This window comes from Dorea longicatena (genome assembly GCF_025150085.1).
Taxonomy (GTDB): domain Bacteria; phylum Bacillota; class Clostridia; order Lachnospirales; family Lachnospiraceae; genus Dorea_A; species Dorea_A longicatena.
The window spans coordinates 2,380,556-2,395,957 of sequence record NZ_CP102280.1 but is presented as its reverse complement, the minus strand read 5'-3'; the positions used below and the strand labels follow the sequence as shown (position 1 = coordinate 2,395,957).

Genomic DNA, 15,402 nt, shown 5'->3' with positions numbered 1-15,402 from the left:
ACAGGTGCATCCGATACACTGTGCCTTTGTAAAGATATGATTACAAAGGAGATCCGTGTTTGCAGGGAGACAGCAGAAATGCCGGACATTCCTGTAGACAGGAAGAACGGACCAGAGCACCGCCACACTCCGATTTGATTTCGCAAAAATTCAGATCGGAGGAAAACATAAGTGGCTTACAATAAAGCAAAAGAAGAATATAGATGGAACCAGTGGAAAGCAGAGGAAGAGAAGATCCTGCGTGAACAGGGCGTGGATGAAGAGACGATCCAGAAGCTTCGGGAGTATGACTGGGACGATTTCAATGCAGAGCGGAGATTCCGGGAACACCAGACCTCGCTTCTGGACTGTATGGAACTGCTCCTGGAAGAAAAAGAAACCAAAGAGTCCCAGCCGGAGAGCGTAGAAGCCCTGCTGGATACCGTGGAGAACGAAGAACTGCTTCAGATCCTGTTATCAACTGATAAGAAAACTCTTCAGATGATTGTCCTGAAGATGATGGGATATGCACCAAAAGAGATCAGTCATCACATGGAACTGCCGGAGCAGACGGTTTATACAAGATTGCGGAGGTTACGGGAAAAGATCAAAAAGTCCATGAAATTTGAATAAAACAAAAGGTTCTCATCGGCTGACTATTAGAACGAACAGACAGGAGGATTGATACGATGGATGAGAAAGAAGGGTCCGAAATGCAGGAAGAAATGATGACGGTACTGGTAGTCGAGCCGATGAAAGCTCCCTATGTCAAGAACATCCCCAATGAGCTGGAGGAACTGCAGCAGGCGGTAGGCGGTGACATTGAAATGACCTATCCGTTTGATGATAAAGTTGGAATCCTTTTAAACGGCAATGGAAAATTTGAGGGATTGCCACTGAACCGGGCGTTATATGATGATCATGGACAGGTCTATGATGCGATAGCCGGGACTTTCCTTGTAGTAGGGCTGACAGAAGATGATTTTACTTCGCTGACACCGGGGCAGATTGAAAAATTTAAAGAAAAATACCAGTCACCGGAAATTTTTACTCTGTTTAACGGAGAACTCCATGTGATGAAGATGCCGCCGGAAGAAGCAAAAAAACAGAAAGAAAGCCGTAAGAACGATGAAAAACAAAAGAATCCGGCAAAGAAGAAAAACAGATCCGGGGATGCAAGATAAAATATTTTTTTGTGAAGTGAATAAAAAAATACACTGCCATCGGCTAGTAAGCAGAGGGACATCCCTCGGCTGTTCTTTGGCAAGTGAATATCGGCACTACAGGTACGTTCCCAACCGTAGAAGCGTGACAGTATGAGCGCCATGATTAAGTATAGGGTAAAGATTCTTAGACTTGGAGCGAGAAAGCATAGCTGTGAATAAGGCGGTGGCAGCCTTTCGCCAGGATCACGGACGGGGGATAATGATACACGTTACCAGCCAGAGAGCGGAAGATGGACTCCGGGTTGTAATCAGAAAGACCCCTAGGACATCTGTGAGCGGCGGCAGGCCAGCCGCCCGCCTGTAGTGTCCCCTTTCCCAGAAGAAATACAGGGATAGTTCCGGGGGTGCGAGGTCAAATGCGGAACAGCAAGATAAAAAAGAAATCAATGAAGAAGTGTGTCGTTGATATCAGATACCATGCGGCTGTGGGAGACTACAGCCGTATTCTTGTGGTATTAACGTCACATCAAGGGGAGAGAACAGATGGAAGAAACAAAAAGAAGTGGAATGAGCAAGGATCAATTCTGGAATCTGATTGAAAAAGCAAAGGAAGTGTGCGGCACCGATCTGGATGCTTCGGCAGTGTGGATCAAGCAGCAGCTCTTCTATATGACACCGGAGGATGTCCTCCAATTCCACAATCTTGTTTACAGTTACCGGGATGCGGCTTATAAGTACGGCTTATGGACAGCGGCAGGTATTATGATGGAAGCAGGGTGCAGTGATGACAGTTTTTCCGATTTTCGGATGTGGCTGATCGCCCAGGGAAAAGAAGTTTATCTGAATGCCTTAAAAGATCCGGATTCCCTTTCCGGCGTGACTCCGTATGGGTACTGTAGTTTTGAAGCGTTGGGATACATCTCATCGCAGGTCTACAGTGCCATGAAAGGGAAAAATATCTATCAGGACAGTACGGCAAGAATGCAGATGGAATGTTATGAGCAGGTGATCCGGGATATTGTGTACCATCCCATGATTGAGTATCCGCTGGAATTACCGGAAGCAATGGTGGTATATCCGAAACTCTGTGAATGCCATTTGTCTGAGCAGGTAAGGAAAGCTCCTCAGAAAGTAAGGACATGGAATGTTTCCCGGACGGATATCCGAAGGATGATGGCAAGAGGGAATGCTGCCATAAAGAAAATGCAGGAACAGGGACAGAATACACCGGAAGCGACCAGACCCGTCTGTAAGGGTACGGTAAGATAAGATTTCTGACAAGGAGAAGTAATGTGTTATAAAAATGAATATCAGAAAAGGGCACATGGCGAAGTGGAACAGATCTTTCGGGAGCTTCTCCCGGAAGCCGGGCTTCATGTAAGGGAAGAACAGATCCGTCTCTGCCATGAAATGCTGGATGCCCTTATGAAAAATGAAATCACGCTCTGTGATGCAGGAGTCGGCATCGGAAAGACCTATGCCTATCTGACAGCCTGCATCCTGATGCGGAAATATAGTGTACTGCATTCCGGTTATTCGGGATGTGACAGGCGGTCTGTAGTGGTATCCACTTCCAGTATCGCCTTACAGAAAGCCATCATAGAGGAATATGTTCCTTTCTTATCGGACGTATTGTTAAAAGCAGATCTGCTTCAGGGAGAGTTAAAAGCGGTCGTCCGCAAGGGAAAGGAACATTTTGTATGCGATTACAGGCTGGCCCAGAGATTAGAGGCAGTCCGGGACAAGAATAAAAATCAGGCACAGATGGAGGCATTGAAGTCCCTCCGGCATAACTTTGATTTAGATTCCGTACATAACCTGAGCGGTTTTGACCGCAGGCTGGTGTGCGTACCGAAATTCTGCCCCAGGGAATGTCCGGGGAAAGCAGGATGCCGTTATCAGAAGCATCTGGATATTTCCAGGAAAGAGGATATTTTTTTACAGATTTGCAATCACAATTATCTTCTGGCAGATGCCATGCACCGGGCAAATGGGTACCGTCCGCTTCTGGCAGATTACAGGGCTCTGGTCGTGGATGAGGCCCATAAACTCCCGGAAGCCGCCAGCCAGATGTATGGAAGAAGCATTGGAAGGGAAGATGTGCAGGAGATTGCTTACTTTTTAGTCAGAGAGCATAAAGGCACGGATGGAAAACGGCTGCTGGAAGGGGTTTCCGCTCTTCAGATGGAGATTCGAAAGCACCGGAAAGATGGCATCGAGGACATGGCTGGAAAAGAAAGTTTTTATTTTCCGCCGGGAGCTGGCACAGCCTTAGCCCAGATGCAGGAAAGACTTCAGCTTATGATTAAAAGGCTCGCCGGGAATATTCCTTACTGGACTTTCCGGCGGCTGGAAGAGATGGAAGAGCTGTTCGGCTGGTTTTTAAAGAACGACAAACGGTATATTTTGTTTTTGCAGCAGGACAGCCGGGGACATTTAACCTTTATGGCAGTCAACCGGGAGATCCCGAAGTATCTGGACACCACCTTATGGAGCCAGGGATTTCCGGCGATCTTAACCAGCGGCACCTTAAAAGCCGGGAACGGTTTTGCAAGGACCAGACAGATGACCGGGCTGGAAAAAGAAACAGGTGTCCGGGAGTGTGTGGCAGAATCCCCATTCTGCTATCAGGAGAACTGTCTGCTTTACATCCCGGAGCATTTAAAACCAAGAAAAAAGGGGAGCCGGGAAGAGGCCGAGCAGCTTGCCGGGCAGATCCGTGATCTGGTGTGTTCCACTTACGGGCATACGCTGGTACTGTTCACATCTTATACCCTGATGGGAAATGTGCAGCAGCTTTTGCGGGATCAGATCCCGTTTCCGATGGTGCAGGTATGGAGAAACTCCCAGGAAGAGATCGCCCGGTTTAAGAAGATGGAGAATGCCGTGTTGTTCGCAGCCGGCTCCTGCTGGGAGGGTGTGGACTTTCCGGGTGACATGGTATCGTCCCTGATTATCGTAAAACTACCGTTTTCTGTTCCGGACCCTATCCATGAAGCCCAGAGGGAGCAGTACCGATCGCTGAAATCCTACATCCAGACCATCGTAGTGCCAGATATGCAGAAGAAGTTGCGTCAGGGATTTGGCCGGGCAATCCGCACGGAGCAGGACACCTGCGTTGTGTCTATTTTAGATCACCGTGCCACGAAAAAAGGCAGGTATCGGAGTGATGTTCTGGAAGCACTGCCAAAGTGCCAGATGGCAGAACGGATCGAAGAAGTAGAAGATTTTATCCGAAGCCGGAAAGTGGAGCGTTACTACAGCTGAGAGCATCCGTGGCGTTGTTGGTTCTGCCCAGATCCGGGTAGCAGACAGGACAAAAAGTTTAGTGGTATTTCAGGGGCGGTTTGGAGCGAATTGGTAGTATTGGTGATAGCTTTATCGGCATGAGTTGGGTATACTGTGTATAGCGTTAGAGGAAAGGAAGTGAGCAGAAATGAGAAGATATGAGCTGGAAACAGAAAGAGAAGGCTCTGCAGTTTATTTCTTCATCAGAGATATAGAAACTTTGGACATTGTCCTGCTTCCTACCAAATATCTGATGCACAAGATACGGAGCAAATGTTCGCCGAATACGATACGGCGCTCCGCACTTTCCATCCTGTATTATCTGGAATACATCCATGAAAAAGAACAGGAATTGATAGATATATATCAAATGCCTTATGTCGAACAGACAGAACACTTTGTAAAGTTTTTATACTGGCTGAAAGCTGGGAAACATACGCAAGATGAAAATCACAGATCTCCGAACAATGGAACCTGCAACGCATACTTAAAAGATGTGTTCAGGTTCTATCTTTTTATAGAAGAAGAGTACCAGCAGTTCGGGGAACTGAAAGCACTGTCCTATAATTATTTTATGGCAGTCGATGCGGTAGGTGTAAAGAAAAGCATACGGTCAAGGAGCTTCAAAGGCTATTTAAAAGAGGAAGAGCATAAGGCAAGGGCAGCAAAGAAAGATGAAATTGTAGAAATCCTGAAAGCGTGTACCAATATAAGAGATCGGCTTCTCATGCTGCTTCTGGCAGAGACAGGCTACCGGATCGGTGAGATTTTGGGAATTGATTATAGTAAGGACATTGATTATCGGAACCACATAATCCGGGTATATTTCCGTGAGGACAATGAAAATGGAGCGAGAGCCAAGAATGCAGAATACCGAAGTGCGAAGATCAGCAAAGATACCTTCGATTTTTTAAATCTGTATATTGCAGAGTACCGAAAACTCCTTCAGCACCAGACAAGCCTGTTTGTGAATATTTCCGGAGATAATATCGGAAAACCAATGAACGTGGAAGCAGTATACTCCATGCTAAAAAGAATGGATAAGAAAACAGGGATTAAGATCACGCCTCATATGCTCCGGCATTACTTTGGAAATGAGCGGAGAAAAGCAGGATGGTCGCTGGAACTGATACAGCTGGCCTATGGACACCGCCACATCCAGACAACCATCAATTATCTGGACATTGTGGATGATGAACTGCTGGATGCCAGCCAGGAATTCTACGAGAAACACTCCTCCCTGTATGGGATTGAGGAATTGCTATAGGAGGTGGTTTTTATGCCTGCGTTTTTACAGTCTTTTATAGAGGCAGAACAAGAACGGAGCAGGCGGATTGAGCAGCTACGAAAAGAAATCCGGGAGTTTGCAAAAGAGGAAGCAGGAAGTTCCATTACAGAACAGATTCTGCTGTTTCTGGCAGATGAGATGGTAGAACATCTTTCGGAAATAGATTATGAACTGCGAATGAAATTTGAATTATACATAACACCGCTGATAAAGCGAAATTACATTTACCGATATACCGGAACGTTCGACCGGATACGGCAGGCGTACATCCGGGAACGGATGAAAACTCCGGCTGGACAGAGGGAATGTGAATGGAAATATAAAAATGAAATACTTTTTGTTCCATACCACTCAGATCCTGTAATCGTAAAGAGTGTGGAAACGGTACGGTGTCGGAGCAACATGGTCTGGAATTTTAAAGCGGCAGCCAGTGAGAAACTGAAACGTCAGATTTTTACCGTGCTGGAATATATTCTGGAGAATTATGAAATTTCCAGACTGAGGGAATATAAACTGACCGGGCTACAGCTTTTTTACGAATTTTGCATCCGGGAGCAGATTACAGATATCCAGCTTCTGGAGCTGGAACAGGAAACAGCATTTCAGGACTACCTGAAGCAGAAAGTCGAGAAAGAGCAACGGCGAAAACGACTGAAGAGCATTGTGGAAACTGCCCGTAAAGTGATTTTTATAGAAACTGATGAAACAAGATGGGATGCTACCATCTGGTATTTAGAGCGGTTTCGTATTGCCAAAGAAAGAATAAACCAGAGTGACAGTATAGAAAAAATATCATTTCAGGAAGTTCTACAGCCCAAGAATCGATTGCTGCTTCAGGAATATATGAAGTACGAAATTGGAATCGGAGAACTAGCGCTCAGTACGGTGTACGAAAGATTCCGAACCATTCGAAATTTTTTGCAGGAGATCAGCGAACTGGAAGTTACCAAGTGTGATGCCAGCCTGATTGATGTATATTTAAAGAATTTGCAGAATGGTGCTATGGGAGCAAAGACATTTAATACCAATGTTTCGGGAATACAGTTTTTTATGAAATTTCTGGAAGTAAAGGGGTATATAAAAAAGGTTCCGTTTTATGCATCGTATTACTTGGAAAAACAGATCCCAGTCCACCATGACAGAAGTGTGGAAGAGGATGTGTATATGGAAATTATCCAAAACCTCTCACAGTTTCCTGAACACCTGAGAATGATGTTTTTACATCTCTGGTGTGTGGGACTCCGGATCAGTGAGGTCTGCACCTTAAAAGGGGATGCGTATTATATCCAGAATGGTGACTGCTGGATGAAGGTCTACCAGGTGAAAATGAAAAATTATAAAAGGGTTCCCATTCCGGTAACATTGTATCGTCTGATGCAGGTTTATCTGAAAAAGCACCCTACCGAAAAAGAAGCATACATTTTTCGGAATCGGAAAGGTGGAGCATTTTCCAAAAGCACCTTCATGGGGCAGATGAAAAAATACTGCTCCCAGATAGGCATACAGAATGGAGAATATATTTTTAAGTCTCATGATTACCGACATACCGTAGCAACCAATTTTTATGAGCATGGCGTATCAATCCAAAGCATCCGGGACTATCTGGGACATACGTTTGAGGAAATGACCATGCAGTATATAGATTATATGCCAAGAAAAATTGCTAAAGAAAATGACGCATACTTTGAGGAAGAGGAAAACAGCCTGCTTGCCTGTATGCAGAAAGGAGAGAAGCATGGATAATAAACTGAAATTCCAACAACTGGAATGTTATAAGCTGGCTACCGATGAGCAAAAGGAAAAGCTGAATAAGGAACAATATTTTGATCTGGATAAACTGCCGGGAAACCAGCTTCAGACAGAATTTGTCGAATACATTTACTACCGTGGAACGCAGGTATCCATCCTGACCATAAAAAGGGAAAGACATTATTTTAACAGCTTATGTGAATTTTTTCAGAAGTCATCCCATCAGGAGAACAGCCTGCTTGACAGAGAAAAAGACTTCTGGATAAAGCAGTTGAAAATGTGGATGATACAAAACGGTAGGGCTTTGACGAAGCATAAAGTGACGAACATTCAGACTGAATCGGTGGAAAAAGCTGCCCTGATCCGGTATTTTGAAAGCCTTCTGGAATTTACACTGGATCGATCAGAAACCAATGAGCTGGCAAAGGATATCTGGCATCTGGAAAGGCTTCCGCTTATCCTGCGGACAAATCCGATTGTCAACCATAAGACACTAAATTTCAGAGGAATCCGGCAACCAGATATTCGGGAAGAAGTAAAAAAAGCAATTTACCATCATCTGAAAACCGAAGCCCTTGGCAGTATAAAACGTGAACTGTCCGCAATGAATAAATTTTCAAAGTATTTGGATGAAAAGCATTCCAAGATCAGCACCTGCGAAGAGATTGACCGGGAGATCATAGAACAATTTTTAATCAACATCAAGGTAGAATCAAACGGAGGGAATGGCATCCGGGATGACCTGCTAAAGCTTCGAAATGTGCTGGAAACAATCGGAAAAATTTATGATTTTCCACATCTTACAAAACTGTTTTTAAAATCTGATTTTCCGCCAGAACGGAAAGCAGAATTCAAATCTTATTCGGACAGTGAGCTGAAAAGACTGAATGCCCAGATTGTAAAAATGGAAGAGCAGATAGCAAGGGCAATGATCATCCACCAGATGCTTGGAACCAGAATTTCCGACACGCTGACCTTGCGGAAAGACTGCCTTTATAAACATGACCGTCAGGATATGATTATCATATACCAGCCGAAAACAAGAAGATATGAAAAACCGATCAGCCGGGAGCTGGCACAGCTGATTGGAAAGGCAGTCAGTTATGCAAATGAGCATTATCCTGAAAGCATTTATATCTTTGCGGACGAGAACAAACCGGAGAGACCAATCAGTTACCAAACCTTGCAGGATAAAGTGCTTCGAATGATCTATGAAAAAGATATCCGGGATGACAGCGGAAACTTATTCGGATTTGGAACGCATATGTTCCGGCACTGCTATGGGGTAAAATTAACGGAACTCCATGTGGATGACTGGACGATAGCGAAGCTCCTGGGACATAAGGGAGTACGAAGTGTCCAATATTACCGAAAAATGAGCAATCAGCGGATGGCAGATGAAACAAGAGAAGTTAGAAATTTTATGTCACAGATTATACTGGCAAGTCTGGACGGATGGGGAGAAGAATATGAGCAAATACGACAAGATGCTGGAATTGAATAAAAGAAAGAGCGAAGAAAAAGTGGAACGGGCAGTCCTGACAATACGGACAATGGTGTTGGAGAGAGAAAAGGTGTCCGTACCAGCACTGATGCAAAAGACTGGTTTATCTAGAGGATTCTTTTACAAGAATCCGATTGTAAGAGGTGAGATTGATGCAGCAATGGAACAGCAGGCTGGTATGGTGGATCCAAGGAGAAACATTATCAGTCAGGCGATGGAAGCGGAAATGAATCTGCTCCGGCAACAGCTACAGAAACTGAAAAGCGAAAATGAGAATCTAATAAAGGAAAACCAGAAGTTAAAAAAAGCACTATCCAAGAAAGAGTTGAATCTTATCAAACAGATTTAAGCTATATCATAATGCAAAGTAGGTCTGCCAGAATACAGCAGATCTGTTTTGCATTGTGATATAGAAACAGATTATGCTTAAAAGGCATTAAGCAACCCATGATAATGGGTATTGGACATAGAAAGTAATATGGGTGTATGATGGAGCCGATAAGAAATAGAGCGTACCTGAAAAGCAAACTGCCACAGGAAAATTATGAACTTTATGTAAAAAGCTGCAAAGTCTATTGACCTGGAGTTTACTTCAGGTTGTACCATAAAAGAAAAAGAGCAAGGAGGAATTTTTTATGGATATTGAACAGATGAAAAAAGACTTAGGTGGAGGTAACGTATTTCCAATCGGTGAAGAAAATGTAGTATTTGCAAAATATTTTACAGGTGAGTGCTATCTGAATATGCTTACAACAGAGAGAGTACCAGTTGGTCTCGTTACTTTCGCTCCTGGAACCATCAATGCATATCACATCCATCATAAAGGTGGACAGATCCTTATGGTTACTGGTGGAAGAGGATGGTACCAGGAAGAAGGAAAGCCGGCTCGTGAGCTGAAAGCCGGAGATGTAGTAAATATTCCACCAGAAGTAAAACATTGGCATGGAGCAGCGAAAGACAGCTGGTTCCAGCATCTGGCTGTTGAAGTTCCGGCAGAGGGTGCTTCCAATGAATGGCTTGAGTTTTTACCGGAAGAAGAGTATAACAAATTACCATAAAGCAAGAAAGACGGAGGTTTAGTATCATGGCAAAGATCACACAGACAGCGGGAAGAAATGCTCTGGGAACATTTGCCCCGGAGTTTGCACATTTTAACGATGACGTTCTGTTCGGAGAGAACTGGAATAACGAAGATATTGATTTAAAAACAAGAAGTATCATCACAGTCGTAGCACTGATGGCACAGGGAATCACAGATTCCTCTTTGAAATTCCATTTACAGAATGCCAAGGATCATGGGGTAACGCAGAAAGAAATCGCAGCGATTATCACCCACGTAGCATTCTATGCAGGCTGGCCAAAAGGCTGGGCAGTGTTCAACCTTGCAAAAGAGGTTTGGAACGAGGACGAAACAGAGGAATAACCTGGCAAAACTGCTCGTCACGAAAAGTTCGCACAAAGCACAGACGTGTATGCCGTTAAAGCCAGTAACTACAAGGGATTGCGAATAGGGAGTCCAGTTTAATGCAGAAATAACTGGCACATCCATCATGCAAAAAGTGGAGGCGGACAGATTCTGGTATGTGTTGCTGGAAGAGGATATTATCAGGAAGAAGGCAAAGACGCTGTAGAAATGAAGCCAGGTGACTGCATCAATATTCCTACAGGTGTTAAGCACTGGCATGGAGCCGCACCGGATGAATGGTTTTCACATCTGGCAATAGTAGTGCCGGGCGAAAATAGTTCCAATGAATGGCTTGAACCGGTAAGTGATGAAGAATATAGAAAACTAAAATAGGACCAGAAATGGCAAAGTGCTTCTGCCATGAATTAGAACATTTAGACGGAGAAATATTTTTAGATAAAGCTGTTGAAGAAATAACGCTTTGATAGTATCAATAGAAGGCTGTATTGATTAGTAAAACAAGGAGATTTTTATGATTAAAGTTATTATGATGTGTGGAATATGCGGTTCCGGGAAAACAACTTATGCAAAGCAGAAAGAAAAAGAAGGCTATGTTCGCTTGTCCATTGATGAGGAAATGTGGAAAACTTACGGGAGAAAGGGGATTGATTATCCAAACGAACAGTATGAGAAACTTTCAGAAATAGTGGAAATGGCACTCCAGAAGGAACTCCTGTCTCTCATTCAACAAGGAAAACATGTAGTCCTTGATTTCAGCTTTTGGAATAAGGCAAACAGAGCGTATTATAAAAGGCTTATAGAAAAAGCTGGCGGTACACCAGAACTTGTTTATATGAAGGCTAGTAAAGGAACCTTACAAAAAAGATTGTATAAAAGGAATCAGTCTTTGAATGCTAATTCTCCATTCATAATAACAAATGAGATACTAGAGCATCATTATAACGATTTTCAAGAACCATGTGGCGAAGGAGAAAAAGTAATTTTACAGGAAGAAGATTGTGTTGGGGCAGCCATTGATAGCCCCGACCACCTTTGGTGGTAGGCAATACGAGGGGGAATTTCCGTTGCCGAAGATGAAGACTACAAATGTATATCCAGTACAATTAAAGTAATGGCTGGTATCAAATCTTACTGGCGATGAAGTACCTGCGTTCATCTGATGAGGAATGGACAGTATTTGTAAATGCTTTCGATAAGCTGATTCAAAATAATAATGGTGTGGTCAGTCTCGCAGCAATGAATCTTCCTACGGATTGGAAAGAACATTTAAGTGTATAAATGCAAAGCTGTTCCTTATAAAATTGCAACAGGAAGATGGGAAAAGCTACAGTTCCATTCATACCATCCGGGGAGTGCTGCAACCAGCCTTTCAGATGGCGGTGGATGATGACATTCTGGTAAAAAATCCATTCGGATTCCAGCTTGACGTGGTATTGGTAAATGACGCAGTCACAAGAGAGGCAGTCACAAAAGAGCAGATGAGAAAGTTTCTAAAGTTTGTGCATGACGATGTGGTGTACTGTAAATACTATGAAGTGGTGTACATACTCTTTCATACGGGAATGCGAATATCGGAATTTTGTGGACTGACACTAAAGGACATTGATCTTGAGAACAGAACTGTAAATATCGACCACCAATTGCAGAGAACATCGGATATGCGATACATCATAGAAACTACAAAGACGGATGCCGGAACAAGAGTATTGACGATTACAGAGGATGTGGCACAGATGTTTCAGGCAATTATTGAGGACAGAAATGCACCGAAAGTGGAGAAAACCATAGACGGATATAGTGGATTTCTGTTTTACGATGATAATGGAATGCCACTTGTGGCAATGCACTGGCAACATCGTTTCAATCATATGGTCGGCAGATACAATGACATCTACCGGGTGCAGTTGCCAAATATCACGCCTCATGTATGCCGACACACGTATTGTTCAAATATGGCAAAATCGGGAATGAATCCAAAGACGTTGCAGTACCTCATGGGGCATTCGGATATATCGGTTACAATGAATGTGTACACGCATATCGGATTCGATGATGCTGAGGAAGAATTGAAACGTATGGAAGAGTTTAGGAAGGCGCAGGCGGAGGTTGAACAGAAGAAGGAGAAACCGATGTCACAGAAGATGTTCAAGGTAATTTGATATAGAAGATGGATAACGCTCCGGCTTGGCTGGGGCGTTTTTTCTATGGAAAAGAAGGAAAAATGACGATATAATATATGTATGAACAATTGTCAAGATAATCATATTTTAAGGAGTGACAGACATGAAAAATATTACGATACAAACTATAATTTCGATTGTTGCAGCATGTATATCTTTGATTGCTGTTATTGTATCTATATATTATAATCACAAAAATAATAAACAGTATTTAAAAAGCTTAGAACCATTGTTATCATTTAAATTACTTGAATTGAAGAGCGAATTGTATTTAAGGATTACTAATACAGGGAAAAGTGCAGCCAATGATATTGCAATAGAAATTAAAAAAATTGAAAATAATGGTGATAGGAATGAGTTAAATCTTGATGCATTATTTGACAAGGAATTTGAGTTATATCCAGGTGAATCAACACAGGGACGAATTGCTTTTTGGGGCGAGACAGTTTGTTCAAGTGCATTTCCTAAAATAGATATTAATGTACAATATAAAAAAGGTGTTACAGGTAAGTTGGTGAATATGGAGAGAACAGTAATTTTTTCACCTTCATATGATAATAAGATATATGGGGATTTTAATATAGATTTGAGAGAACTTAATAAAAATATGAATGTTATGGCAAAGGCAAATTTACGAACTGCGAATTATTTGGATGGTTGTCAAGTAGCTCCGTTTGATGAGTTAAATATATTGGCACATAGGTCTTTACATGATGATTTGCAATCTGTAAAAGATGGAGAGAATACATCAACAGTAATGGAGCGTTTGGATGTGATAAAAAATAGAAGTTAAAGGAGAAAGTCAATGGAAACAGGAAAAGAATTTACAAGATTGTTAAATAACTTATTAAGAGAAAATCAACAGTATGATACAGAACTGAAAAACTTTTTAGATTACTTAAAGCAGAGGGATCTATTAAATAAATGTTTCGATTTATCATTATATGATATTGATCAGTTTTTTGACTCGCTTGTAGGGATAAAAATGGGCGTATCAAGCACTTTGAATGCATATATTGCTGCCTTATCTTGTTTATTTGAATACTTGATGCGAGAAAAGTATAATTTTAGAGATTTATTAGGATATATTGGTTCGGCAGAATTTAGAAAAAAATATTTGGATAAACTTGAAAATGGATCACAGAAAAAAATTATTCCAATGGATATATTACAAAAATTATTATATAAAATGGATTATTATTTCTCTAAAGACCATGGTAAGTCTCAAGATAAAATCTACCATTTGCTGATAGCGAGAGTGTACATAGAATTATCATTGATAATTCCACTAAAACCTAGTGATTTACTAGAAATAAAAGTGGGAGAGTTAAGGAATGAAACAGTTCGAACAATAGTACATAATTCGATTTCGATACAGTTACCTAAAAGTGTACGTACACATATTATTGAAAGCATAGATTTTGCAGAGAAACAGTATGATGCAAAATATTCTGAAAAAGATTCGTTGTTTATTTTCTTATATAATGCAATTGGGAAAAAAGTGAACCCAAGCACAATTACAGCAGAATTACAAAAATTATATAAGGAATTAAAAATGGATGAACTATTAGAAACTTATAAGTCAGGAACAAAAAACGTTTCACTTTATCCGCTGGAAAGTTATAAGAAAACGGCAATATATGAAATGCTTAATAATGGGATAAATATTGTGTATCTAAAGCAGTTAACTGGATTGGAAATAAGTACATTGCTTGCGGACTATGATTTAGAAATGATAAAATCTGATATTGATGTCAAATCATATAATATTAATAGTTGTATTGTCAATTCTTCTTATTTTACATATCTATAGAGAATAAGCGATTAGAGTAGAAAGAGATGTTAGGTTACATGTAAATCCTTAGTAGTAATCCATCCCTGTTTTACTACCAACTTTACTACTAACAGCCCGCAATAACTTGCATCATCTTGCCCTATTTTGCCAAGATGTCAGCTAAAACGCACATTTTACAAACTCCCGAAATCCCTTGCAAAACAGGGCATTCCAGGGCAAAACAAGGAGAAACAAAACAATGATAAAAATACTTTTCATCTGCCACGGCAGTGTTTAAGGAACGGGGGAAAAAGCCTTGACTTTATTGGGTTTCTTGGATGGAAACGTAGAATTTACACCTTATTTACACCTTTGGAAGATCGGATCGGAATAGTTGAAATAATAATAGATAAAGGCGTGGGAGAAAAATCCTACGCTTTTTGCATATAATCACACAATTTGAACGAAAAAATCCTCATGATCATGAGGGAAAACGAAAGAAATTTGGAATGAGTAATAACACAAGCTGTGTACCTTTTTTGCCCCATTAGATCCATTAAGATATAGTTAGTAAAAATTCGTAGTGGAGGAATGATAAATGTGGAATAATACAAAAGGTGAGCAGGACAATCTTTGTTTGGCACTTATAAATCCAAGGCTATGTAAAAAGTTAAGTATTAAGGTTGCAGTAGAGCAGCATGATACGAAGACAGCAGTACCATATCTGCATGTATTTTTAGATAATACATGGAATCTGAAGAATTGTGCATTTATTCGATTGGATAAACCGGAGTATGTTCCAGAAAAGAATTCTAAAAGGTTGTCAACAAAACAAAAGGAAGAACTAATCTATATATTGACGAGGGAATGTAATGGAAATTGGATTGCATCAATTATTGATAACAGTAATATTAAAGCGGTGACAGGATATGAAGCCGCTGCTCAGACATGGATAGATACTTATGAAGGAAATAATAAAATTCAATACGATAAAAACGGATTTCTTGTTATGCCGGATTATACAAAATTATAGAGTCGAAAATTATGT

Annotated in this window: 13 protein-coding genes and 3 pseudogenes; all 16 read left to right on the top strand. The window is 41.4% G+C overall.

The genetic code is table 11. The features are described from left to right. Positions 1-171: 171 nt before the first annotated feature. The 16 genes and pseudogenes from NQ508_RS11425 (at position 172) to NQ508_RS11355 (ending at position 15,387) form a co-directional block, all read left to right on the top strand. Positions 172-612: an ECF-type sigma factor gene (locus NQ508_RS11425; RefSeq protein ID WP_008400020.1), complete on the top strand. Its 441-nt coding sequence runs from the start codon at positions 172-174 to the stop codon at positions 610-612. 56 nt (positions 613-668) lie between these two features. Then, positions 669-1,163 (top strand): DUF3846 domain-containing protein, encoded by a 495-nt coding sequence (locus NQ508_RS11420; protein ID WP_006428316.1) that lies wholly within the window; start codon positions 669-671, stop codon positions 1,161-1,163. 525 nt (positions 1,164-1,688) lie between these two features. Beyond that, positions 1,689-2,414 carry a DUF4240 domain-containing protein gene (locus NQ508_RS11415; protein ID WP_006428317.1) on the top strand — a complete coding sequence of 242 codons (726 nt, stop codon included), beginning with the start codon at positions 1,689-1,691 and terminating at the stop codon, positions 2,412-2,414. Between the two features lie 21 nt (positions 2,415-2,435). Continuing rightward, positions 2,436-4,412, top strand: coding sequence for an ATP-dependent DNA helicase (locus NQ508_RS11410; RefSeq protein ID WP_006428318.1), 1,977 nt, complete (start codon positions 2,436-2,438; stop codon positions 4,410-4,412). Positions 4,413-4,581: 169 nt separating this feature from the next. After that, positions 4,582-5,700 carry a tyrosine-type recombinase/integrase gene (locus NQ508_RS11405; RefSeq protein WP_006428319.1) on the top strand — a complete coding sequence of 373 codons (1,119 nt, stop codon included), beginning with the start codon at positions 4,582-4,584 and terminating at the stop codon, positions 5,698-5,700. Positions 5,701-5,712: 12 nt separating this feature from the next. Further along, entirely contained in the window at positions 5,713-7,464 is a 1,752-nt protein-coding gene (locus NQ508_RS11400) for a tyrosine-type recombinase/integrase (protein ID WP_006428320.1), read from the top strand. Then, positions 7,457-8,974, top strand: coding sequence for a tyrosine-type recombinase/integrase (locus tag NQ508_RS11395; protein WP_006428321.1), 1,518 nt, complete (start codon positions 7,457-7,459; stop codon positions 8,972-8,974). Before NQ508_RS11400 ends, NQ508_RS11395 begins: the two co-directional genes overlap by 8 nt. After that, positions 8,940-9,323 (top strand): DUF6262 family protein, encoded by a 384-nt coding sequence (locus NQ508_RS11390; protein ID WP_015533403.1) that lies wholly within the window; start codon positions 8,940-8,942, stop codon positions 9,321-9,323. The genes NQ508_RS11395 and NQ508_RS11390 overlap by 35 nt, the downstream gene beginning before the upstream one ends. Positions 9,324-9,609: 286 nt before the next feature. After that, positions 9,610-10,032, top strand: coding sequence for a cupin domain-containing protein (locus tag NQ508_RS11385; protein ID WP_006428324.1), 423 nt, complete (start codon positions 9,610-9,612; stop codon positions 10,030-10,032). A 26-nt stretch (positions 10,033-10,058) separates the two neighbouring features. Continuing rightward, positions 10,059-10,373: pseudogene (locus tag NQ508_RS14395) on the top strand (carboxymuconolactone decarboxylase family protein); the annotation flags it as partial. Between the two features lie 123 nt (positions 10,374-10,496). Then, positions 10,497-10,772: pseudogene (locus NQ508_RS14390) on the top strand (cupin domain-containing protein); the annotation flags it as partial. A gap of 139 nt (positions 10,773-10,911) precedes the next feature. Next, positions 10,912-11,442 (top strand): P-loop nucleotide/nucleoside kinase family protein, encoded by a 531-nt coding sequence (locus NQ508_RS11375; protein WP_006428327.1) that lies wholly within the window; start codon positions 10,912-10,914, stop codon positions 11,440-11,442. 232 nt (positions 11,443-11,674) lie between these two features. Then, a pseudogene (locus tag NQ508_RS11370) lies at positions 11,675-12,559 on the top strand (site-specific integrase); the annotation flags it as partial. Between the two features lie 124 nt (positions 12,560-12,683). Beyond that, positions 12,684-13,373 (top strand): hypothetical protein, encoded by a 690-nt coding sequence (locus NQ508_RS11365; protein ID WP_006428330.1) that lies wholly within the window; start codon positions 12,684-12,686, stop codon positions 13,371-13,373. A gap of 12 nt (positions 13,374-13,385) precedes the next feature. Then, positions 13,386-14,393 carry a hypothetical protein gene (locus NQ508_RS11360; RefSeq protein ID WP_006428331.1) on the top strand — a complete coding sequence of 336 codons (1,008 nt, stop codon included), beginning with the start codon at positions 13,386-13,388 and terminating at the stop codon, positions 14,391-14,393. A gap of 559 nt (positions 14,394-14,952) precedes the next feature. After that, entirely contained in the window at positions 14,953-15,387 is a 435-nt protein-coding gene (locus NQ508_RS11355; protein WP_006428332.1) for a hypothetical protein, read from the top strand. Positions 15,388-15,402: the final 15 nt, after the last annotated feature.